Origin of the sequence: Mesorhizobium sp. ES1-6, assembly GCF_020164775.1 — a bacterium.
In the GTDB taxonomy this organism is placed as follows: domain Bacteria; phylum Pseudomonadota; class Alphaproteobacteria; order Rhizobiales; family Rhizobiaceae; genus Mesorhizobium.
In genome coordinates this window covers 161,329-183,250 of record NZ_JAIUGU010000005.1, presented here as the reverse complement: position 1 = coordinate 183,250, position 21,922 = coordinate 161,329, and the positions used below count along the sequence as shown (strand labels likewise).

Here is a 21,922-nt window from a genome sequence, read left to right as displayed (position 1 = left end):
GGTCACTCCGCCGCCTGCGCAAACCCGACCGAAGCCATCGGCCGGAACTCGTGCTTGTCCTTGCCCGACACGCGCTCCGACCAGGGATCGACCTGGGCGAATTTTTGGGAAAAGATGAAGCGGTCGTAATAGGCTTCGCGCTTGTCCGCATCGTCCATGATCTGGCGCTTGATCTCGGCTATGCCGATGCGCTTGGCCCATTTGTAGATGCGTTCGAGATAGCGGCCCTGCTCGCGGTACATCTGCGTCAGCGCCACGATATGCTCCAGCGCCTCGTCCTCGGTCCTGACCTGGCCCAGCACCTCCGTGCCTTTGATGTCGAGGCCGGCGGCACCGGCGAAATGGATTTCGTAGCCACTGTCGACGCAGATGACGCCGACATCCTTGCATGTCGCCTCGGCGCAGTTTCTCGGGCAGCCCGACACCGCCATCTTGACCTTGGCCGGCGTCCAGGAGCCCCACATGAATTTCTCGATGCGGATGCCGAGACCGGTCGAATCCTGCGTGCCGAAGCGGCACCAGTCGGAGCCGACGCAGGTCTTCACCGTGCGCAGGCCCTTGGCATAGGCATGGCCGGAGACGAAGCCGGCCTGGCCGAGATCGGCCCACACCGCCGGCAAATCCTCCTTGCGGATGCCCAGCATGTCGATGCGCTGGCCGCCGGTGACCTTGACCATCGGGATCTCGAACTTGTCGACGACGTCGGCGATGGCGCGCAGTTCGGCGGCATTGGTGACGCCACCCCACATGCGCGGCACCACCGAATAGGTGCCGTCCTTCTGGATGTTGGCGTGAACGCGCTCGTTGATGAAGCGCGACTGGTAGTCGTCGGCATACTCGTCCGGCCAGTCGCAGACGAGATAGTAGTTGAGTGCCGGCCGGCATTTGGCGCAGCCGCAGGAGGTCTTCCACTCCAGCTCCTGCATCACCGCAGGAATGGTTTTCAGGTGCTTGGCCTTGATCAGCCTGCGCACCTCGTCGTGGCCGAACGTGGTGCAGGAACACATGGGCTGCACGGCGGCCGGGTTGTAGGTGTCGCCGAGGGTCAGTACCATCAGCTTTTCGACCAGCCCGGTGCACGAGCCGCAGGACGCCGATGCCTTGGTGTGGGCGCGCACGTCGTCGAGCGAGGTCAGGCTTTTGCCCGTGATCGCTCCGGTGATTTTGCCCTTGCAAACGCCGTTGCAGCCGCAGATTTCCGCATCATCCGGCAAGGCTGCAACGGCCGCCATAGGGTCCAGCGGGGCACCCCCCTGGTAGGACTGGCCGAAGATCAACGTATCGCGCATCTCCGATATGTCGGTCTGTTTCTTCTTGAGGTCGTTGAACCAGGCGCCGTCCGCTGTCTCGCCATAGAGCACGGTGCCGATGATGCGGTCGTCCTTGAGCACCAGGCGCTTGTAGACACCGGCCGAGGCGTCGCGCAGCACGATCTCCTGGCGGTCCTCGCCCTCGGCGAAGTCGCCCAGCGAAAAGAGGTCGATACCGGTGACCTTGAGTTTTGTGGGCGTGTCCATGTGGGCGAAGGCGGCGCTCTCGTCGCCGGCAAGTTGGTGGGCGGCGACGCGCGCCATCTCGTAAAGCGGTGCCACCAGCCCGTAGACCATGCCGCCCACTTCGGCGCATTCGCCGAGCGCGTAGATGTCGGGGTCGTTGCTGCGCATGCCGGCATCGACGACGATGCCTCTGTTGACGGCGATGCCGGCGTCCTTTGCCAGAGCCGAATTTGGCCTGATGCCGACCGCCATCACCACCAGCGTCGCCGGAATGATGGTTCCGTCGGCGAGTTCCACCCGCTCGACCTTGCCATCGCCCGTGATTGCCTTTGTGTTGGCCTTGGTGATGACCTTGATGCCACGCTGCTCCACCGCGCGCTGCAAGAGATAGCCGGCAGCAGGATCGAGCTGGCGCTCCATCAGCGTCGGCATGACATGCAGCACGGTGACGTCCATGCCTTGCGCATTCAGGCCGGCCGCCGCCTCGAGCCCGAGCAGCCCGCCGCCGATGACCACGGCCTTGGCGCGCGACTGGGCGGCGAGCATCATCGCCTGGACGTCGTCCAGGTCGCGATAGGTCAGCACGCCGGGCAGATTGTGGCCGGGCACCGGAATGATGAACGGCACCGAGCCGGTGGCGATGACGAGCTTGTCGTAGGCTTCCGTGACGCCGTGGTCGGAGGTGACGGTCTTCGCCGTCCGGTCGATGGCGACGATCTTGTGGCCCTTGTAGAGGGTGATGTCGTTGGCGATGTACCAGCCGTCGCCATGGATGATGATTTCCTCATAGGCCTTTTCGCCCGACAGCACCGGCGACAGCATGATGCGGTCGTAGTTCACGCGTGGCTCGGCGTTGAAGATGGTGACGGCGTAGCGGCCCGGCGCCTGTTCCAGCAGATGCTCCAGCATGCGCCCGGGTGCCATGCCGTTGCCGATGATGACGAGTTTTTCGGTCATGGCGTTACTCCGCGGCTTCGACGAAGCGGTGGCGTTCGTAGAGGAACTTCAGCACCGCCTCGCGGCAGCGGAGGAAGGTGCGGTCGGAGGCAAGTTCAATGCGCCGGCGCGGCCTGGCCAGGGGCACGGGCAGCACCTCGCCGATGGTCGCCGCCGGGCCGTTGGTCATCATGACGATGCGGTCGGACAGCAGCACCGCCTCGTCGACGTCATGGGTGATCATGATCGTCGTCGAGCCGAGCCTGGAGTGGATGTCCATCACCGCGTCCTGCAGATGGGCGCGGGTCAGCGCGTCGAGCGCGCCGAACGGCTCGTCGAGCAGCAGGATCTTCGGCTCCATGGCGAGCGCGCGGGCAATGCCGACGCGCTGCTTCATGCCACCCGAGATTTCGGCCGGGCGCTTGTCGCTCGCATGCGCCATCTGCACGAGATCGAGATTGCGCATGATCCAGTCATGCCGCTCGGCCTTGCTCTTCGAACGGCCGAAGACTTTCGCCACCGCCAGGTTGATGTTCTCGTAGACGGTCAGCCATGGCAACAGCGAATGGTTCTGGAACACCACGGCGCGTTCGGGGCCGGGGCTGTCGACCTCCTTGTCTTCCAAAAGCACGGCGCCGGCGGAAACCTTGGTCAGGCCGGCGATCAGGTTGAGCAAGGTCGACTTGCCGCAACCGGAATGACCGATGATGGAGACGAATTCGCCCTTGTCGATGGTCAGCCTGATGTCCCTCAGCACGTCGCTGACCTGGCCGCCACGAGCGAAGGATTTGTCGATATGGTCGAGTTTGAGATAGGCGGTCATGGCGCTCTCCTCACTTCGCCGTCGTGCCGCGGGTGACGAAGGCGCCGACCGCCGCGACCAGGCGGTCGAGGCAGAAACCGGTGACGCCGATATAGGCGAGCGCGACGATGATGTCGGGCAGCCGCGACGAGTTCCATGCGTCCCAGATGAAGAAGCCGATGCCGACGCCGCCGGTCAGCATTTCGGCGGCGACAATGGCGAGCCAGGACAAGCCGATGCCGATGCGCAGGCCGGTGAAGATGTAGGGCGCCGCGGCCGGCACCATGATCTTGACGAAGAATTCGAGCTGGTTCAGCCGCAGGATGCGGGCGACGTTGCGGTAGTCCTGCGGGATGTTGCGCACACCGACGGCGGTGTTGATGATGACAGGCCAGATCGAGGTGATGAAGATCACGAACAGTGCCGACGGGTTGGAGTCGCGGAAGGCGGCGAGCGACAGCGGCAGCCAGGCGAGCGGCGGCACGGTACGCAGGATCTGGAACACCGGGTCGAGGCCGCGCATCGCCCAGACCGACTGGCCGACCAGCGCGCCGAGCGCGACGCCGACGACCGCCGCCATGCCGAAGCCGATGGCGACGCGCTGCAGCGAGATCAGCACGCGCCAGGCAAGACCGATATCCTGCGGGCCGTTGTCGAAGAATGGATGCGCGATCAGGTCATAGGCCTCGTTCCACACTTGGCTCGGCGGCGGCAGGCTTGCCGTCGGGGACGAGCAGGCGACCTGCCAGACGACAAGCAGAAGGGCGATGACGATGGCGGGCGGGACGAGAGCGCTGGCCACCTTGGTGGCGACCGCCACCGGATCGATACGGCGCCGCGCTTTGGCGGTGAAGGCGACCACCTCGGCTGGCTTGGCCGGGAATGCTTTCACCTTGGTGTCCTCGACGGCTTGGATGGACATGTCCTTGGGATACTCCGTGGCGTGCTGGTGCGGTACTGAGCGACGAACGGCGCTGGCGCCGTTTGCGTTGGGGTACAAACGGCCTGACTAAGCCGATGTCTTGATGGTCAGGCTGTCGAGATAGGCCAAGGGGTTGGCCGGATCGAAAGTCTTGCCGTCGAAGAAGGTCTCGACGCCGCGCGAGGACGAGGCCGGAATGTCGCTTGCCGCGACGCCCAGTTCCTTGGCCGCCTCACGCCAGATATCCTCGCGGTTGACCTGGTCGACCAGCGCCTTGATGTCGGTAGTCGGCGCGAACTTGCCCCAGCGGATGTTTTCGGCGAGGAACCAGCTGTCGTGGCTCTTGAACGGGTAGGAGACGCCGCCCTTCCAGAATTTCATGTAGAGGTCGGTGGCGGTGGCGACCCGGCCATTGCCGTAATTGATGTCGCCCTTGAGGCGGCCGATGATGTCGGCGACCGGCACGTTCATCCATTGCCGCTTGCCGATGATGGCGGCCATCTCGTCCTTGTTCTCTTTGGCGTCGCACCATTGCTGTGCCGCCATCACCGCCATGACGATCGCCTTGGTGGCGTTCGGGTATTTGTCGATGAAGGCGGCGCGCAGGCCGAGCGCCTTTTCCGGATGGCCCTTCCAGAGCTCGCCGGTCGTGGTGGCGGTGAAGCCGACGCCCTGGTGGACGAGCTGTTCGTTCCACGGCTCGCCGACGCAGAACACGTCCATGTTGCCGACCTTCATGTTGGCCACCATCTGCGGCGGCGGCACGACGATGGTCGAGACGTCCTTGTCGGGGTTGATGCCGCCGGCGGCCAGCCAGTAGCGCAGCCACAGATCATGCGTGCCGCCCGGGAAGGTCATGGCGGCCTTGACCTCCTTGCCTGCCGCCTTCTTGGCGGCGAAGGCGTCCTTCAACTTCGCGGCATCGAGGCCGACGCCGGTCGCGGCGTATTCCTGGGCGACCGAAATGCCCTGGCAGTCGTAGTTGAGCCGCGCCACGATCGCCATCGGCAGCGGCTGGTTGTTCTGCGTCACCTTGCCAGTGTGCATGAGATAAGGCATCGGCGTCAGGATGTGGGCGCCGTCGATGCCGTTGGCTTCGCCGCCGAGCATCAGATTGTCTCGTGTCGCACCCCAGGAAGCCTGCTTGAGCACCTCGACATCAGGCATGCCGAATTTTTCGAACAGGCCCTTTTCCTTGGCGATGATCAGCGGCGCGGCATCGGTCAGCGCGATGAAGCCGAGCTTGGCGCCGGTCACTTCTGGACCTTTGCCCTCGGCATGGGCGCCGGCCGGAAACAATGTCCTCGCGGCAAAAAACAGTCCCGCCGTCAGCGCGCTGCTGGCCAGAAAATCACGGCGGGTGAAATCCTTGAGGGACGTGCCAGTTCCGATCCGTTTCGTCATCGTCGTCTCCGGTTGAGCGCCATCGGGAGCGGCGCGTTTGATTGTGCATCTGGCCAAAGCAAAAAAGCTGCCGGCCAGGCCTCGCGCGTCCGTACATCCGGGATCGCGGTCGACCTGAGCGGCAGCTTTGCCTGTGGCGCCCGCCATTGGACGCCTATTCCATTGCCCGAGAAGGGCTCGTTCATTTCAACGCAGGAATCGTGCCAGTTTATCTCTGGGACAAAACTTCAAATAATTCAGCGGGATCGGAGCATTTCGCGGCTACCGGATCCGCCGCGAGCGGGGTTAAATATTGATCAGCTCGCTTGCGGGTCGCATAATTTTTGTGCAATACAAAAGAATGGCGCTGAAATGATCAGGCCTTCCTGAGGGTCGATTTCTGGCTCTGAATATAGGTGTCGATCTCGTCTGGATCGAAGATCTGACCATCGAAGAACCCGTCCGGGCCGAGCATCAGGCTTGCGCCCGCCGAGCCCACCGGAGTCGCCACCTTGAGCGCGCCCTCGACCTTGGCATTGGCGCCGGGCAGCGCCACGCCGAGCGGCTTCAGCGCCGAGCGGTAAAGGTCGGGCCGATAGCAGTCGCGCGCGATGGCGAGATTCTCCGGTGTGTGTGCGACATGACCCCAGCGCACCATCTGTGTGTAGAACCACAGCGCATGGCTTTTCCAGGGAAAGTTCGCGGCCTTGTCGAACGGCAGGAAGAAGTCGTCGATGTCCAGTTCCGCCCCGCCGCCCAGCCGGAGATGGCCAGTCAGGATCGGCATCTGCACGGCCGCCGGCAGGCCAAGGAAGCCGCGCTGCGCCATCACCGCGGCCAATTCGCCGCGATTCGCCGGATCCTGGCACCACCGCGCCGAGTGATGCAGCGCGCGCAGGAGGGCCGCCAGAGCCTCGGGGGCTTGTTCGGCCCAGGCCTTGCGCGCACCGATGACCTTTTCCGGACTGTTGCGCCAGAGCAGCGCCTTGACGGTGACGATATGGCCGGTGCCGGCCGCCACCGCGGCGCTGTTCCAGGGCTCGCCGACGCAATAGCCGTCGATGCGGCCAGCGGCCAGCGCGTCGGCCATGAACGGCGGCGGCACGATGACGATGTCGATCTCGCGCGATGGATCGACGCCGCAGGCAGCAAGCCAGTAGCGGAGTTCGTAATTGTGCCCGGAATGCGGATGCACGACCGCAAAACGCAGTGGGTCGCGGCCGGCGCCGGCCCGCTCGCGGATGAAGGCGCCGAGGGCCGCGCCGGCACGGGCCGGATCGAGATCGGGTACGGCACCGTGCGCCGCCATGCCAGCCCAGACGGCGTTGGAGATGGTAACGCAGTTGCCGCCGAGCCCCAGCGAAAACGGCACGATGGTGTCGGAGGCAAGGGGCGTGAGGCCAAGATTGCAGGCGAGCGGCATCGGTCCCAGCATGTGCGCGAGGTCGAAATGGCCGATGGCGATGCGGTCGCGGATGTTGGCCCACGAGGTCTCGCGGTGCAGCTTCAGGTCGATGCCTTCGCGGGCGGCAAAGCCCAGTTCGCCGGCCGCCACCAGGACGGCGCTATCGAAAAGCGGCATGAAGCCGGCGGTGATCTGGTGCTCGGCGCCCATGCTCATTCGTCCTCCGCCGGTCCCAATAGCCCAGCGGCAGTCACCAGGCTCTGGGCGATGTCGCTGATCTTGCGATTCTGGTTCATCGCCGTCTTGCGCAGCAGCGTGTAGGCGGCCTCTTCGCTCAGGCCGCGCGATTTCATCAGAATGCCCTTGGCACGGTCGATCACCTTGCGGTTCTCGAGTTCGCCGCGCGCCTCTTCCAGTTCACGTGCCATGCGCGAGAAAGCGTTGAAGCGGCTCACCGCCATGTCGAGGATTGGCTTGACACGCTCTTGCCGAAGGCCGTCGACGACATAGGCCGAAACGCCGGCGTCGACCGCGGCCTCGATCGAGGCCTGGTCGGAGCGGTCGACGAACATGGCGATCGGCCGCTTTACCGCACGCGATAGCTGGAACATGTTCTCCAGCATGTCGCGGTTGGGGTTTTCCAGGTCGATGACGATGACGTCGGGCTCGATCTCGGCGATGCGGCGAGCAATGCCGCTGACGTCATGGATGACGGTGACCCGCTGATGGCCCGCCTCGCGCAAGCCAGCCTCGATAACCGAGGCGCGGATGCGGTTTTCGTCGATCACCAGGACGGCGAGGGAAGTTCGGACCATGCCCGCATTATGAGCAAGGCCGCAAAATTGTGCAACGCAGCAAAGCCACCGGCCACGGTGGCTTTGCCCAACTGGTGGCGAAAACTTTCTGCACCCAACCTGGTGGCGAAAGCTATCTGCCTAGCAGGAGACGCCGATCAGCCGCAGACGCGAACGTCTTCGACTACCCTGTGATGATGGCGCCAATGCACGATCGTCTCGATGTGGCAGCGGTGATGGCGGTGGTGGCGCCGGTATTCACGGTCGTTGTCGTACTGAACGCTCTGGTCGCCATCATACTCGTTGTCGTAGCGGCGCTCATGGTGACGGCGCACAACAATCCCGGAATCGTCATCCGAGGAATATTGGTTTTCGTCGTCGGACTGGATCGTCAGACTGGCGGCCTGCGTGGGCGCAATCGCCGCCGCTGTCGCGGCAAACGCCAGCACCGAAGACAAGATCAATTTTCTCATTCCATCCTCCTGCGTGTTCAACACACATAAACTCGCGGAAGAACTGGGTGTTCCGCTCACATCCACACGCTTTGCGACACCGGAGACATCAAGGCGTTATCGGTCAGGGACTAAAAGCGGACGAAGGCGGTCAGCGGCAGATGGTCGGAGGCCACGCGCGACAGCGGCGTGTCATGCGCTTCGACGGTCGCGATCATGCCGTGCCGGTTGGCCATGATCCGGTCGAGCGCCAACAGCGGCAGGTTGGACGGGAAGGTGGGGACGGCCGGCGGCTGCGGGCCGAAGGTCGCGTGCAGCGTGTTCAGCGCCGAGCGGTTTCCGAGCCGCCATTCGTTCAGGTCGCCGAGCAGGAGCGTCGGCTTCTCGTCGGGACTGTTCATGATATCCAGAACGACCTGGGCCTGCTGGGAGCGGGATCGGCGCAGCAATCCCAGATGCGCCGCGATGATGCGCAAGGACTGATTTCCGTCGAGATCGATCTCGGCCACCACGGCGCCGCGCGGTTCGAGACCTGGAAGTCTGATCTGATGCACGTCGCGAACGACGCCCTTTTTGAACAGCAGGACATTGCCGTGCCAGCCATGGCCTTTGCCCGTCGCGGAAATGGGCACCGGCACGAGGCCGGTTTCCAGTTCGAGACGGTGCAGGTCGAGAAGCCCGTCACGGTCGCCGAAACGATTATCGGCCTCCTGCAGGGCGATGACGTCCGGGGCGATCTCGCGGATGACGCGGCTGGTGCGGTCGGGATCGAACCTGCGGTCGACGCCGATGCATTTGTGGACGTTGTAGGAGGCGACCAGCGTCCCGGTGACGCCGTCCTTCTTCGGCGACAAGGCGTTGGCCTTGCGCATCCGCCTGTCGCGAATGGACAGGAGCATGCTTGCCGGCAGGCTGCGACCGTTCATTCGCATAGCGCGCCCATCATCCTTGCTGTTCTCACCATGCACCTAGAAATAGAGTCTTTCGGCCGATGTTCCATGGCCGGCGATACGCTATCGGGCAAACACGTCGTTTTATTAAGCACGGCGTTTCTCAGAGATAGGGCGATCCCAGCCAGAGGATGCGGTCGAAGAGGCGGATGATGAACGGGCGTGCCCGCAAGGAGGCCAGCGTGACCGGGACGGCCGTTTCGATCGCAGAGCCGATCCGGTTCTCGATCTCGGTGGCAAAGCCTGCGTCGAGCACCTCCAGATCGATTTCGAAGTTGAGCCGCAGCGAGCGGGCGTCAAGGTTGGAGGATCCGACATAGGCCCACACGCCGTCGATCGAAAGCAGCTTGGAATGGTCGAAAGGGCCTTCCGTGCGCCATATGCGGCAATAATTCTTCAGAATCTGATCGAATTGCGCGGTCATGGCGCGGTCGACGAGGAAGAGGTTGTTCACCGCCGGCACCACGACATCGATCTCGACGCCGCGCCTCGCCGCGGTGACCAAGGCACTGATCAGTTCCCGGTCAGGCAGGAAATAGGGCGACATCAGGCGGATCGACTTGCGCGCGACCGAGAAGGCGCCGATCAGCAGTTTGTGGTTGGTTTCATTGCTGGCATCCGGTCCGGAGGCGACCGCGCGCACCAGCATCGGCTGGCCGGCGGGCGGCGAAACCGGTGCGATCCGCCAGGCATCGCCCTTCAGCGCCTCCTTGGTGGCGAAGCGCCAGTCTTCCGCCGCGACCGAGAAGAGATCGGCCACAACCGGTCCGGTGACCTTGAAATGCGTGTCCCTGGCGCTGTTGGAGCCAGCGAACTCCGCCGAAAAACCCTTGCGGATGTTCATGCCGCCGGTAAACGCAACCGTGCCGTCGACCACCAGGATCTTGCGGTGGGTCCGCAGGTTCGCATAGGGCAAGCGCAGGCCCATGACGATGTTGCCGTTGAAGACATCGGCCGTGATGTTGGCGCTTCGCAAATGCCCCAGGATGCTGGGGACGGAGTAGCGGGCGCCGACGGCATCGATCAGCACGCGAACGGTGACGCCGCGCCGGACGGCGCCGGCCAGCGCTTCGACGAAGAGCAGGCCGACCGCGTCATTGTCGAAAATATAGGTCTCGAGCAGGACGCTGCGCTCGGCTCCGTCGATCGCCGCGCGCATGGCGGGATAGGCCTCGTCGCCGCTTTCCAGCACATCGATCGCGTTTCCCGGGTTGAGCGCGCGCCGCGCCACCCTGTCGCCCAGCGTTCTGAGGCCGGTGAAGCGCTGTCCATAGCGCTCGATGATCAACGCCTCCTCGGCCGCGACATCGCGCTCATGCTTGGCCGACACCAGGCCACCGGCAAGCGGGCGCTGCGCGCTGATCGTGGCGCGGCGGATGCGGTTGATGCCGGCGACGGCATAGATCAGCACGCCGAGAATCGGCGACAGCACCATGACACCGACCCAGCCGGTGGCGGCGCGAACGTCCTCCTTGGTCATGACGGCATGGGCAATGCCGATGGTCGCCATCACCACGGAGATGATCGCCAATATTTGGGGCCAGTGAATCGTCAGGGTCTCGAACATTGCCAGGACTATCCAGCGAGCGCCCGCGGAAGGCAATGCAGCTGGCCATGTCCGCCTTCACCGATTGGATGCACGGCTATTTGAGCAGGCCAGTCAGCACGTTGAAAGCGGCGTCGATATCGGCGCGGACGGCGGTCTTGACCGCCTCGCCATCGCGATCACGCAGCGCCGCGAACATCTCCTTATGGTGCTCGTTGGCGGTCGAATAGTTTCCGGAATCGTGCAGCATGTTGAAATAGGGGCTGATCTGCAGCCACAGGTTCTCGATGATGTTGAGGATGTTCTCGGAGCCCGCGGCCCGGTAGATGGAGAAATGAAAGGCGTAGTTGGCGCGCAGGTAGGATTTGACGTCTCCCGCCGCATTGGCCTGTTCGAGGACTTCCAGATGCCGGGCGAGCCGCGCGATCCCCTGCTCGTCCATGTGTTCGGCCGCCCACGCGGCGGCGATCGCCTCGATCTCGAAGCGGACATTCCTGAGGTCGACGAGGCGGGCGCGGCTGAGTGCCGGAATTCCGATCGAGCGGCCTGAAACGACCATCAAGGCGTTGGCCGCGGTCAGCCGCCGCAATGCCTCCCTCACCGGCATCGGGCTGACGCCGAAGGCGTCGGCGAGGCTTTGCACCGTCACCATCTCGCCAGGCACGATGCTGCCGTCGAGGATCAATTCGGTGACATGGCGATAGACCCTGTCCTGCAGGGTCTCCCTGGACAGCGGCGTTATCTCGACACCAGGCTTCCTGAACGCCGCTCCGGCCATCTCCCGATCAACCTTCCCGCGCAAAAGGCTGCGCATGCTCCCGAAATGCAAGGTTCCGGTCGCGGCGTCAAGCGTCGCGCCGTTCTATAGGATATTTCATCATTGATCTTTGATCAAATCATGATACAGTCACCGATATCGGATGACAGGGGCCGCGTCTCGTGCCCCTGGGAGGCATTCGGTCGTTCGTATCGGGAGGAATTCACATGAGAATCGGATTGAATATCCGGCGGCTCGCGCTGCTGGCCGGCATGGCCGTTTGCGCCCTCGGCGTGTCGGCCGCCGAAGCCGCCGAAAAGCACAAGATATTTCTCAGCATGAGCTATATCGGCAATGACTGGCAGGCCGAGGCGGCGAACATGGTCAAGGCCATGGCCGCGCACAAGAGCCTGGCCGACAAGGTCGACCTGCAGGTCCAGGTCGCCGGGCCGAACGCCCAGCGCCAGATCCAGCAGATCAACGCCATGGTGCAGAGCGGCGCCGAGGCGATCGTCGTCTATCCGATCTCGCCGACCGCGCTCAACCAGGTCGTGAAAAATGCCTGCGACAAGGGTGTGAAGGTCTTTGCCTACGACGCCGAGATCACCGAACCTTGCGCCTACAATGTCCATATCGATCAGCTGGAAGCGGGCCGGGTGACCGCCGAATGGCTGGTCAAGAAGCTCAATGGCAAGGGTAACATCATCGCCATCACCGGTGTTCCAGGCACGTCCGTCGACGATCAGCGGACAAAGGCCGCCAAGGAAGTCTTCGCCAAATATCCCGACATCAAGATCGTCGGCGAGGCTGTCGGAATGTGGAGCCAGGCGGTCGCCCGCACCGAGCTTTCGAAGATCCTGGCCACCCGCAACTGGAACGACATAAACGGGCTGTGGATGCAGGTTGGCTGCTTCACCGCCAACTCCATGCAACTGGAAGCCGGCAAGAAGGCCAGCGAACTCCTGCCATGCGCCGGTGAAGGTTCCAATGGCGGCCGCATCCAGATGCTGCCGGAGGGCACCGAGGTGGAAGGTGCTGCTCCACCCTACGCACCGGCAGGCGCGCAACGCATTTCCTATGCCTCGCCGCCCTATTCGGGTGCGCTGGCCCTGAAGCTCGCCGTCGAGGCGATCGAAGGCAAGGACGTGCCTAAGACGACGATCCTGCCGCTGCCGGTCGTCACCAATGAGACGATCAAGCTGTGCGACGAAGGCACCTGGGCGGAAATGAAGGCAGGCTGCAACGCCTTCAAGCCGTCGCTGGTCTCAAATCCCGGCTGGTTTGCTTCGATCTTCTCCGACCAGACACCCGAGGTCGGCCTCAACGCCGCCCTTGTCGGTCAGCCGGAGAACTGAGCCTCCCAAGGCCAATGGTGACGATGCGCGGATATCTCCCGTGCATCGTCGATCCGCGCCGGTGGATGGCGCCCAAAAGCCCGGCGATCGAGGACATGACAGAACAGTTCGAACTTCCCGCCATCGAGATCGACGGCATCGGCAAGGCCTTTGGGCCGACGGTCGCGCTGGACGGCGTATCGTTCGCCATCGCGCCCGGCAGCGTCCACGCATTGCTGGGTGAGAACGGAGCCGGCAAGTCGACCCTGGTGAAACTGCTGTCGGGTCTTGTGCGGCCGAGCGAAGGCCATGTCCGCGTCTTCGGCAAAGAGATCAGCTACGGCGCACCGCGCGCGGCACATGCGCTGGGCGTGCAGACGGCGTTCCAGGAGATGACCTTGGTGCGCGATCTCTCGGTCCTCGACAACATGCTGTTGCCATACGCTCCCATCGGCGTCTCCGGCCTGATACGTCGCAAAGCGGCACGCAACGCGGTGCGCCGTCATATTGACGATCTCGGCTTTTCCGTCGATCTCGATGCCGAGGTTGGCGAACTCGAGCTTGCCGTGCGCCAGAAGATCGAGATCGCGCGCGCCGTCTATCGCAAGCCGCGCATCCTGCTGCTCGACGAGCCGACCTCGACGCTCGCCGGCCGCGACGTCGACTGGCTGGGCGACATCATCGCCAGGCTGAACGCGGCAGGCACCACCATCGTCTTCATCACCCATCGCATGCGCGAAGTCAGGGCCTTTTGCGACACGCTGACGATCCTGAGAAACGGCCGCCACATCGTCACCGCGCCGGTCGCCGAGGTCTCGGATGCAGACGTGATCGAAAAGATCATCGGTCGCAGCATCGAGCAGACTTTTCCGCCCAAGCCCAAGGGCGCCCAGGCCTTTGGGCCTCCGGTTCTGGGCGTGCGTGACCTCAAGGTCGGACGCAAGCTCGACGGCGCGAATTTCGATCTGCGCCGGGGCGAGATCCTCGGCATTGCCGGATTGCAGGGAATGGGTCAGCAGGACCTGTTCCTCGCCTGTTTCGGCATGGCTGAAATCACCCGAGGCGACATTCTCGTCGATGGCCGCAAAGTCTGGCTCGGCTCCCCGGCCGACGCGCTTCGGCCCAACATGGCGATCGGCCTGGTGCCGGAAGACCGCAAGTCCGAGGGCCTGTTCCTGAAACTGTCGGGCAGCCAGAACGCCACGCTGCCCGTGGTGTCGCGCTTCACGCGGTTTGGCCTCGTCGACGCCAAGGCCGAGACGCGCTCCGTGGAAGAGGCATTCGCCGCCGTCGAAGTCGACCGCCGCGCGCTGTGGACGCGGGCCGGGGCGTTCTCGGGCGGCAACCAGCAAAAGATCGCCATCGCCAAATGGCTGGTGGCGCAAAGCCGCATCCTGCTTCTGTTCGATCCGACGCGCGGCATCGATGTCGGCACCAAGCATGAGCTTTATGTAATGATGCGAAATTACGTCGCCGCCGGCGGCTCGATCCTGTTGCACTCGACCGAGATTCCCGAGCTGGTCCATCAATGCGACCGGGTGCTGGTGCTCTATGACGGGCGCATCGCCGCGGAACTGGAGGGTGACGCCATAACCGAGCCCGCCATCATGCGGCCGGCGCTCGGGCATGCCGGGGATGTCGCCGCATGAGCAGCGTCTCATCCCCCGCATCAGTCGGCTTCGGCCTGCGCCGCGCGCTGGCACGCAATCGCGGCGCGCTGATCGCCGCGTCGGTGCTGGCGATCCTGCTTTTCGTCGTCGACTGGATCAGCGCCGGGCCGCTGACCTATTTCGACGTGTCGTTCCTGTCGAGCGGCGGCGCGACCTCGGCGCTCGCGGCCATCGGCCAGACCATCGTGATCCTGTCGGGCGGCTTCGACCTGTCCGCCGGCGCGGTGATATCGCTGGTCAATGCCGTGCTGGCATCGAGCATGGATCCGATGGCGCCGGGCGCCAGCATCGTCCTGTGGACGGCGGTCGGCATCGGTGTCGGCATGGCGGTGGGCGCCTTCAATGGCTTCTTCATCGCCGTGCTGCGCATGCAGCCCATCGTGGTGACGCTGTCCACCATGTTCATCCTGCAAGGCGTGACGCTGCTGGTGATGGACAAGCCCGGCGGCTTCGTATCGCCCGATCTCGGCAGCTTCTATCTGGGCGACGCGATCGCCGGCTGGCTGCCAATGCCGCTGGTGGTGATCGGCGTGGTACTGCTTGCCTGGTTCTGGCTGAAGGGGACCCGTTTCGGCACCGCGCTCTATGCCGTCGGCAGCGACGCCGATTCCGCGGCCGCGGTCGGCATCAATGTCGTCCTGGTGCGCTTTGCCGTCTATGTGATCGCCGGCGGCTGCTACGGCCTTGCCGGTGTGTTCATCAGCGCTCAGACCGGCAGCGGCGATCCGCTGGTCGGCAATCCGCTGCTTTTGTCGATGTTCGCCGCGGTCGTCGTCGGCGGCACGCGCCTCGGCGGCGGGCAGGGCGGCCCGGTGGGCAGCGTCTTCGGCGCCTTCATCCTGATGATGGTGGTGAACATCCTTTTGGTGCTCAACGTATCGGCCTATTATGCGACCATCGCCGAAGGCACCATTCTGGTGCTGGCTGCCTTGGCCGGTTCCCTGTCCCACATGTCGGTGCTTGCCGTGCAGCTTCGCGCCGCGCGCGCCCGGCTTGCCGCCTGGCGCGCCGGCATATTGCCCTCGCAGCTCGAGCCCGTGGACCGGCGGCTCAGGGTCAGCGGACCCTCGCATGGCAAGCGGGACGCGGCCCTGCCGCCTCCCGCCCTCTATCGCCGCAACGCCGAGGTCCTGCGCTATGCGCTGCCCGCCTATGTCTGCCTGCTTGTCATCGTCATCGTCACCCAGATCTGGCTCGGCCGTGCCATCCTCAACCCGGGCTACTGGAATTCGCTGCTGGTGCTGTCGTCCTTCCTCGCCGTGCTGGCGCTGGGGCAGGGAACCGTCATACTGACCGGCGGCCTCGATCTTTCCGTGCCGTGGACGATCGGCATTTCCGGCATCATCCTGGCCGGCATGGTCAACGGCTCGGACGCCGCCCTTGTCTATGCCTTGCCGGTCGTGCTGGTGATGGCCTGCGCCATCGGTTTCGCCAATGGCTTCGGCATCGTCTATCTCGGCATTTCGCCGATCGTCATGACGCTCGCCACAAACGGTATCCTGCAAGGCTTCGCGCTGCTCTATTCGCAGGGAACGCCGGCCGGCTTCTCGTCTCCGATGCTGCGCTGGTTCATGACGGCCAGGCTCGGTTTCGTGACGCCGGTCGTCCTGCTGATGGTCGTCTTCGTCGCCTTGGCGGTGCTCTTGCTTGGACGCACGCCGTTCGGGCGCCGGGTCTACGGCATCGGCAACGGCTTACGCGCGGCACGCCTGTCCGGCATCGGCGTCGAGCGCACGCTGATCCTGGTCTATATGCTGTCGGCGGTCTGCGCGGCCCTTGTCGGCGTCATGCTGACCGGCTTTTCCGGTCAGGCGAGCCTTGGCATGGGCGACGACTACCTCTTGCCGTCGATCGCCGTCGTCGTGGTCGGCGGCGCGCTGATCACCGGCGGGCGCGGCCATTATCTCGGCATGCTCGGCGGCGTGCTTTTGCTGACGGCGCTGCAAATGCTGCTGGCCGGCACCACGCTGCCCTATGCGACGCGGGCAATTCTCTACGGGCTGGTGATTCTGGGCGCCGTCATGGCGCTGCGCGAGCGGCAGCCTCATTGAAAGGACAGGACGATGAGCACCAAGGCACCTGAAACGGCGGACGAATTCCTGGCCGGCCTCAAAGGACAGCGCGTGTTGGTGACGGCTGGCGCCGGTGGCATCGGCTTCGCCATCGCCGACACGCTGTCGCGGCTTGGCGCGCGCATCGTCGTCTGCGACGTTTCCGACGAGGCGCTGGCCGCTGCTCCGGGCAAGATCGAACTGGTGGCCGCGGTCAAGGCTGATGTCTCGCGCGAGGACGACGTCGACCGGCTGTTCGAGACGGTCGCCGAGAAGCTCGGTGGGCTCGATGCGCTGATCAACAATGCCGGCATTGCCGGACCGACCGGCGGCGTCGACGAGATCGAGCCAGACGATTGGCGGCGCTGCCTCGATATCTGCCTGACCGGCCAATTCCTGTGCGCGCGGCGCGCCGTGCCGATGATCAAGGCGGCAGGTGGCGGCTCGATCGTCTCGATGTCGTCGGCCGCCGGCCGCCACGGCTATGCTTTCCGCACGCCGTACTCGGCCGCCAAGTTCGGCGTCATCGGCTTCACGCAGAGTCTCGCCAAGGAGCTCGGGCCGCACGGCATCAGGGTCAACGCCATCCTGCCCGGCATCATCGAGGGCCCCCGCATCGAAGGCGTCATCTCGGCGCGCGCCAAGCAGGTCGGCATCAGCCATGAGGAGATGACCGGGCGCTACCTGCAGAACATCTCGTTGCGCCGCATGACCAGCCCTTATGATGTCGCCTCTATGGTCGCCTTCCTGCTTTCGGACGCGGGGATAAACATCTCCGGCCAGTCGCTCGGCGTCGATGGCAATGTCGAGACACTTTGAGGAGGCGGGTTCATGGCAAGAGTTGCGATAATCGGCAGCGGCTTCATCGGGCGGGCCTGGGCGGTCAGTTTCGCGCGCGCCGGCCATGATGTGGCGATGTGGGACCAATCGCCCGCCGCGACCGGCGGCGCCCGCGACTACATCGCCGGCGTGCTCGGCGATCTCGCCGCCAACGACCTGCTGCGGGGACAGCACGCCGCTGCCGTGCTCGATCGCATCGCTGTTGTCGCCGAACTCGGGCAGGCGTTGGCCGGGGCGGTCCATGTCCAGGAGAACACACCGGAAAATCTCGAGGTGAAGCGTGAGGTGTTTTCGCTGATCGACTCGGCCGCCGATCCGCACGCGGTGATCGCCAGTTCCACCTCGGCGCTGTTGCCATCGAAATTCACCGACCATCTCAAGGGACGAGATCGCTGCCTAGTCGTGCACCCAATCAACCCGCCCTATCTCATTCCGGCTGCGGAGGTGGTGCCATCGCCGTGGACGTCGGCCGAGACGCTTGAAACCACGCGCGCCTTCCTCATCGAGGCCGGCCATGCGCCGCTGGTGATGAAGCGCGAACTCGACGGCTTCATCATGAACCGCCTGCAAGGCGCGTTGCTGGAGGAAGCGTTCCGGCTGGTCGCCGACGGCTATGCCAACGTCGAGGATGTCGACATCGGCATCCGCGACGGCCTGGCGCTGCGCTGGTCCTTCATGGGTCCGTTCGAGACCATCGATCTCAACGCGCCCGGTGGCGTGCGCGACTATGTCGATCGCTACCAGGGCATCTACTCAAACATCTTTCCGCAGATGCTGCGCCGGGTCGATTGGGCGGGCGAGGTGATGGCAACCGTCGAGGCCGAGCGCAACAAGCGCTTGCCCAGGGAAAATCTAGGCGAGCGGCAGGTGTGGCGCGACCGCCGGCTGATGGCGCTGGCGGCGCACAAGAAGAAATCGGATCAGGAGTTCGGACAATGAAAGAAACCAGCCGCAAATCTGGCGCAACGGCGGCCAGGGGCAAGGTCATCATCACCTGCGCGGTGACGGGAGCGATCCATACGCCGACAATGTCGCCCTATCTGCCGATAACGCCGGATCAGATTGCCTCGGAAGCGATCGCCGCGGCAGAGGCCGGCGCTGCGATCCTGCATTTGCATGCCCGCGACCCGGAAACCGGCAAGCCCGACCAGACGCCGGAGGCCTTCGCCCGCTTCCTGCCGCGCGTCAAGCAAGGCACCAATGCCGCCATCAACATCACCACCGGCGGCAGCCCCTACATGAAGGTCGAGGAGCGCGTGAAGCCGGCAGCCCAGTTCAAGCCCGAGGTCGCTTCGCTCAACATGGGCTCGATCAATTTCGGGCTTTACCATCTCGCCGACAAATACGAGACCTTCAAATTCGACTGGGAAAAGCCGCATCTGGAAGCGACGCGCGATCTCGTCTTCCGCAATTCCTTCAAGGACATCGAGTACATCCTGGCGACCTGCTACGACAACGGCACACGCTTCGAATTCGAATGCTACGACATCGCCCATCTCTACAATCTCGGCCATTTCGCCGATCGCGGGCTGGTTAAGCCGCCCTTCTTCGTCCAGTCGGTGTTCGGCCTGCTCGGCGGCATCGGCACGCATCCGGAGGATGTCGCGCATATGAAGCGCACCGCCGACCGCTTGTTCGGCGACCAGTTCCGCTGGTCGGTGCTTGGCGCCGGCGCCAGCCAGTTGCGCATCGCCGCGCAATCGGCGGCGCTCGGCGGCAACATCCGCGTCGGATTGGAGGACAGCCTGTGGGCCGGCAAGGGCAAGCTTGCCAAGTCGAATGCCGAACAGGTCGTGCTGGCGCGCAAGATCATCGAAGGGCTTGGCATGGAGGTGGCGACGCCCGACGAGGCGCGCGAAATCCTGTCCTTGAAGGGCGGCGACAAGGTTGCTTTCTGAGGCGGCCGACCAATCGCCGCTGCACACCAATATGGGAGGATGGCATGAAGATCGAAGTCGTGGTGGACGTGAAGACGACGCTGGGCGAGGGGCCTTTGTGGGACGTCGAACAGGAGCGCCTCTACTGGATCGACAGCTTCGACGGTCGCGTGTTTCGGGCGACCGCCGACGGGCGCGAAATCCGCTCATGGGACGTGCCGATGAAGATCGGCTCGATCGCGCTGCGCAAGGATGGCAGCGGGGCGGTCGTCTCGCTGCAGCGCGGCTTCCATTTGCTCGATTTCGCCACCGGCGACGTCACGCTGATCCATGACCCGGAACCGGACAGGCCGATGAACCGTCTCAATGACGGCAAGGTCGACCGGCGCGGCCGCTTCTTCGCCGGCTCGATGGATACGATGGAGGAAGGCCCCTCCGGCGGGCTCTACCGGCTCGATCCGGATTTTTCGGTGACCAGGATCGATTCCGGCATCATCTGCTCCAACGGCCCATGCTGGAGCCCCGACGACCGCACCTTCTATTTCGCCGACACCTGGACCGGCGAGATCTGGGCCTACGACTATGACATCGCCACCGGCGCGGCCACCAATCGGCGTACCTTCGTGCGCGTTGACACCAGCAAGGGTGGGGCCGCCGACGGCTCCACCGTCGACGCGGAAGGCTATCTGTGGAATGCGCTGGTCTATGACGGAAGGCTGGTGCGCTATGCGCCTGATGGCTCGGTCGACCGCATCATCGACATGCCGGTGAAGAAGATCACCAGCGTCATGTTCGGCGGGCCGAAGCTCGACACGCTCTACGTCACCTCAATGGCCAAGCCGCCGCTGCCGCGCTTCCCCGGCGACGGCGTGCTGCGCGGCAGCCTGTTTGCCATCACTGGCCTGGGAATCAAGGGTATCGCCGAACCGCGCTTTGGCGGCTGACCTCGGCCGAATGACGGCACCAGTTGCTGTCTCTCGTCAATGAAATCGGCCAGGCCGCGGTGACGGCCGGCTGGAAGGACGATGTGCTTTTGGCCGTCGTGGAGCTCGCCGGCCTTCCGATCAAGACGGCAGGAGTTTCCGGCGAGCGAAGGTCTCGGCGATCGCGAGGACCGCGGCGTGTATCGGCCCTGCGGTGAGACTGGGCATGACCGAAGCGTCAACGACAAAAAGATTGTCGAGCGCCTTGAGCCGCAGGTCCGCATCGACGATGGCGTCCGGATCCTTGCCCATCCTGCAAGTGCCGCAGGGATGATGGTGGGTGATGACCGCCCGCGCGATGAAGTCGTCCATTTCAGCCACACCGTTCAGCGTGCCTGGCAGGAGCTCGCGCTCTCGCCAGCCGGCGAGTTCGTTTCGGTGCCCGAGTGTCCGGGCCGCCTCGAGCGCCTGGCGAAACAGCTCGCGGTCCCGGTTGCTTTGCAGGTATGCGGGGTCGATGATCAATCGATCGTCGAGTTCCGGCCCGCTGATGCGCACGCTGCCGCGGCTCGTCGGATGGGTGATGCCGAACAGCAGCGAGTAGGCCGTGCCGGGGGCTGGCGCTTCGAAGCTTTCGGACACGATCGGCGCGACGCCGCAGCCAACGACAATTTCGGGCTGGCCGGCACCGGTAAACCCGTCGGCGCGCATATAGGCCATCGACTCCGAGTGCTGGAGGCGCGAGGGAGGAACGGATTTGCGGGCGGCATAGAGATTTCCGGCACCAAGCAGGTGGTCCTGAAGGTTTCGACCGACCTGCGGCATATCGATCAGGCAGCCGACGCCCGCGGCATCGAGCATGTCGCGCGGACCAATGCCCGAGCGCATCAGCAAAGCCGGACTTTCCAGCGCGCCGGCGCAAAGCACGATTTGATCCGCAAGGATTTCGACCGGACCCTGCTGCCCCGCGACTTCGAGGCCGCGGACCTGATTGCCCGCCAGTTTGAGCCGCCGCACGCGGGATCCCGTAAGGATGGTCAGGTTCTTGCGGCTTCGAACGGCCGGCGTGAGCCAGGCGTCGGCCACCGTGACCCGCCGGCCGTCGCGAATGTTCAAGGAGTTCGGGGTGACGCCGATCATCTGTCCGCTGTTGTGGCCCTCAAGGCGCGGCAGGCCGAGCGAAACGCCGGCTTCGATGAACGCGCGCGCGACCGGACTGACCTCGTCCGTCGGCAAATGGACGGGCATCGGCCCACCCTTGCCGTAGAGGCCATTGCCGCCGAGCGGATGATCCTCGATGGCCTGAAACGCGGGCAGCAATCCGTCCCAGCTCCACCTGTTGTCGCCGGTCGCGTCGACCCACGCCTGGAAGTCCTGGGGGTGGCCGCGCATATAGCCCATCGCGTGCAGGCAACTCGAGCCGCCCACCAATCGCCCGCGTGCCCAGTGATGCACCCGGCCCGCGGTGCCGGCTTGCGGCTCCGTGCGATAGTCCCAATCGTAGCCACGGCCCTGAAGCGCCGGCCAGGCAGCGGGGTTCCAGATGTCGGGGTCAACAGCCTCTTCGCCTGCCTCGATCAGGAGAACGCGACGGTCTTGGTCCTCACTCAGGCGCGCGGCCAGCAACGCGCCCGCCGAGCCGCCGCCGACGATGACCAAATCGGCATCCCGTTCGCGTTCGAAATTCGCCATGGTCATCATCACTCCATCTGGCGCTTGCGTATTTGGATGGTCGGCAAGTGGGGCGCCGTACGACGTGGGTCCGCGCGTCGACCTGTTCGCGG

18 protein-coding genes are annotated in these 21,922 nt (G+C 64.5%); 7 read left to right on the top strand and 11 right to left on the bottom strand.

Translation table 11 applies throughout. From position 1 onward, the window contains the following. Positions 1-2: 2 nt before the first annotated feature. The 10 genes from nirB to LB564_RS15420 all read right to left on the bottom strand — a co-directional run bounded on the left by nirB (position 3) and on the right by LB564_RS15420 (position 11,464). Positions 3-2,453, bottom strand: coding sequence for a nitrite reductase large subunit NirB (gene nirB, locus LB564_RS15465; protein WP_224538958.1), 2,451 nt, complete (start codon positions 2,451-2,453; stop codon positions 3-5). Positions 2,454-2,457: 4 nt separating this feature from the next. Then, positions 2,458-3,255, bottom strand: a complete 798-nt coding sequence (locus tag LB564_RS15460) for an ABC transporter ATP-binding protein (protein WP_224538956.1) — start codon at positions 3,253-3,255, stop codon at positions 2,458-2,460. A gap of 10 nt (positions 3,256-3,265) precedes the next feature. Next, the gene (ntrB, locus tag LB564_RS15455) at positions 3,266-4,156 is read right to left on the bottom strand and encodes a nitrate ABC transporter permease (protein WP_224538954.1); all 891 of its coding nucleotides are present in this window, start codon (positions 4,154-4,156) and stop codon (positions 3,266-3,268) included. Positions 4,157-4,243: 87 nt separating this feature from the next. Beyond that, positions 4,244-5,560, bottom strand: coding sequence for a CmpA/NrtA family ABC transporter substrate-binding protein (locus LB564_RS15450; RefSeq protein WP_224538952.1), 1,317 nt, complete (start codon positions 5,558-5,560; stop codon positions 4,244-4,246). Between the two features lie 355 nt (positions 5,561-5,915). After that, entirely contained in the window at positions 5,916-7,154 is a 1,239-nt protein-coding gene (locus LB564_RS15445) for a CmpA/NrtA family ABC transporter substrate-binding protein (RefSeq protein ID WP_224539226.1), read from the bottom strand. A gap of 2 nt (positions 7,155-7,156) precedes the next feature. Next, a complete protein-coding gene (locus tag LB564_RS15440) occupies positions 7,157-7,759 on the bottom strand; it encodes an ANTAR domain-containing response regulator (RefSeq protein ID WP_224538950.1) in 603 nt (200 codons plus the stop codon). A 137-nt stretch (positions 7,760-7,896) separates the two neighbouring features. After that, positions 7,897-8,211, bottom strand: coding sequence for a hypothetical protein (locus LB564_RS15435; RefSeq protein WP_224538947.1), 315 nt, complete (start codon positions 8,209-8,211; stop codon positions 7,897-7,899). A 110-nt stretch (positions 8,212-8,321) separates the two neighbouring features. Continuing rightward, on the bottom strand, positions 8,322-9,122 hold the full coding sequence (locus LB564_RS15430; protein WP_140704601.1) for an endonuclease/exonuclease/phosphatase family protein: 801 nt from the start codon (positions 9,120-9,122) through the stop codon (positions 8,322-8,324). Positions 9,123-9,243: 121 nt separating this feature from the next. Beyond that, positions 9,244-10,707 (bottom strand): phospholipase D-like domain-containing protein, encoded by a 1,464-nt coding sequence (locus LB564_RS15425; RefSeq protein ID WP_224538946.1) that lies wholly within the window; start codon positions 10,705-10,707, stop codon positions 9,244-9,246. A 76-nt stretch (positions 10,708-10,783) separates the two neighbouring features. Then, a complete protein-coding gene (locus tag LB564_RS15420; protein WP_224538944.1) occupies positions 10,784-11,464 on the bottom strand; it encodes a GntR family transcriptional regulator in 681 nt (226 codons plus the stop codon). Between the two features lie 206 nt (positions 11,465-11,670). Between LB564_RS15420 and LB564_RS15415 the strand changes: the two genes are divergently transcribed. The 7 genes from LB564_RS15415 to LB564_RS15385 all read left to right on the top strand — a co-directional run bounded on the left by LB564_RS15415 (position 11,671) and on the right by LB564_RS15385 (position 20,159). Further along, positions 11,671-12,798 (top strand): sugar ABC transporter substrate-binding protein, encoded by a 1,128-nt coding sequence (locus LB564_RS15415; RefSeq protein WP_224538943.1) that lies wholly within the window; start codon positions 11,671-11,673, stop codon positions 12,796-12,798. A gap of 95 nt (positions 12,799-12,893) precedes the next feature. Beyond that, on the top strand, positions 12,894-14,426 hold the full coding sequence (locus LB564_RS15410; RefSeq protein WP_318012808.1) for a sugar ABC transporter ATP-binding protein: 1,533 nt from the start codon (positions 12,894-12,896) through the stop codon (positions 14,424-14,426). Further along, positions 14,423-16,498, top strand: coding sequence for an ABC transporter permease (locus LB564_RS15405; RefSeq protein ID WP_224538939.1), 2,076 nt, complete (start codon positions 14,423-14,425; stop codon positions 16,496-16,498). Before LB564_RS15410 ends, LB564_RS15405 begins: the two co-directional genes overlap by 4 nt. 12 nt (positions 16,499-16,510) lie before the next feature. Continuing rightward, complete coding sequence (locus LB564_RS15400) at positions 16,511-17,317, top strand: SDR family oxidoreductase (RefSeq protein WP_224538937.1); 807 nt, start codon at positions 16,511-16,513, stop codon at positions 17,315-17,317. 12 nt (positions 17,318-17,329) lie between these two features. Beyond that, complete coding sequence (locus tag LB564_RS15395; protein ID WP_224538935.1) at positions 17,330-18,277, top strand: 3-hydroxyacyl-CoA dehydrogenase; 948 nt, start codon at positions 17,330-17,332, stop codon at positions 18,275-18,277. Then, positions 18,274-19,236 (top strand): 3-keto-5-aminohexanoate cleavage protein, encoded by a 963-nt coding sequence (locus LB564_RS15390; RefSeq protein WP_224538934.1) that lies wholly within the window; start codon positions 18,274-18,276, stop codon positions 19,234-19,236. The genes LB564_RS15395 and LB564_RS15390 overlap by 4 nt, the downstream gene beginning before the upstream one ends. Before the next feature lie 44 nt (positions 19,237-19,280). Further along, positions 19,281-20,159: an SMP-30/gluconolactonase/LRE family protein gene (locus LB564_RS15385; protein WP_224538932.1), complete on the top strand. Its 879-nt coding sequence runs from the start codon at positions 19,281-19,283 to the stop codon at positions 20,157-20,159. A 120-nt stretch (positions 20,160-20,279) separates the two neighbouring features. On the opposite strand, the gene LB564_RS15380 is transcribed toward LB564_RS15385, so the two are convergent. Continuing rightward, complete coding sequence (locus LB564_RS15380) at positions 20,280-21,836, bottom strand: GMC family oxidoreductase (RefSeq protein WP_224539225.1); 1,557 nt, start codon at positions 21,834-21,836, stop codon at positions 20,280-20,282. Positions 21,837-21,922 lie beyond the last annotated feature (86 nt).

Coding starts and splice junctions, on each gene's coding strand:
- nirB (WP_224538958.1), bottom strand. CDS start 2,453: ATGACCGAAAAACTCGTCATCATCGGCAACGGCATGGCACCCGGGCGC.
- LB564_RS15460 (WP_224538956.1), bottom strand. CDS start 3,255: ATGACCGCCTATCTCAAACTCGACCATATCGACAAATCCTTCGCTCGT.
- ntrB (WP_224538954.1), bottom strand. CDS start 4,156: ATGTCCATCCAAGCCGTCGAGGACACCAAGGTGAAAGCATTCCCGGCC.
- LB564_RS15450 (WP_224538952.1), bottom strand. CDS start 5,560: ATGACGAAACGGATCGGAACTGGCACGTCCCTCAAGGATTTCACCCGC.
- LB564_RS15445 (WP_224539226.1), bottom strand. CDS start 7,154: ATGGGCGCCGAGCACCAGATCACCGCCGGCTTCATGCCGCTTTTCGAT.
- LB564_RS15440 (WP_224538950.1), bottom strand. CDS start 7,759: ATGGTCCGAACTTCCCTCGCCGTCCTGGTGATCGACGAAAACCGCATC.
- LB564_RS15435 (WP_224538947.1), bottom strand. CDS start 8,211: ATGAGAAAATTGATCTTGTCTTCGGTGCTGGCGTTTGCCGCGACAGCG.
- LB564_RS15430 (WP_140704601.1), bottom strand. CDS start 9,122: ATGCGAATGAACGGTCGCAGCCTGCCGGCAAGCATGCTCCTGTCCATT.
- LB564_RS15425 (WP_224538946.1), bottom strand. CDS start 10,707: ATGTTCGAGACCCTGACGATTCACTGGCCCCAAATATTGGCGATCATC.
- LB564_RS15420 (WP_224538944.1), bottom strand. CDS start 11,464: ATGGCCGGAGCGGCGTTCAGGAAGCCTGGTGTCGAGATAACGCCGCTG.
- LB564_RS15415 (WP_224538943.1), top strand. CDS start 11,671: ATGAGAATCGGATTGAATATCCGGCGGCTCGCGCTGCTGGCCGGCATG.
- LB564_RS15410 (WP_318012808.1), top strand. CDS start 12,894: ATGACAGAACAGTTCGAACTTCCCGCCATCGAGATCGACGGCATCGGC.
- LB564_RS15405 (WP_224538939.1), top strand. CDS start 14,423: ATGAGCAGCGTCTCATCCCCCGCATCAGTCGGCTTCGGCCTGCGCCGC.
- LB564_RS15400 (WP_224538937.1), top strand. CDS start 16,511: ATGAGCACCAAGGCACCTGAAACGGCGGACGAATTCCTGGCCGGCCTC.
- LB564_RS15395 (WP_224538935.1), top strand. CDS start 17,330: ATGGCAAGAGTTGCGATAATCGGCAGCGGCTTCATCGGGCGGGCCTGG.
- LB564_RS15390 (WP_224538934.1), top strand. CDS start 18,274: ATGAAAGAAACCAGCCGCAAATCTGGCGCAACGGCGGCCAGGGGCAAG.
- LB564_RS15385 (WP_224538932.1), top strand. CDS start 19,281: ATGAAGATCGAAGTCGTGGTGGACGTGAAGACGACGCTGGGCGAGGGG.
- LB564_RS15380 (WP_224539225.1), bottom strand. CDS start 21,836: ATGACCATGGCGAATTTCGAACGCGAACGGGATGCCGATTTGGTCATC.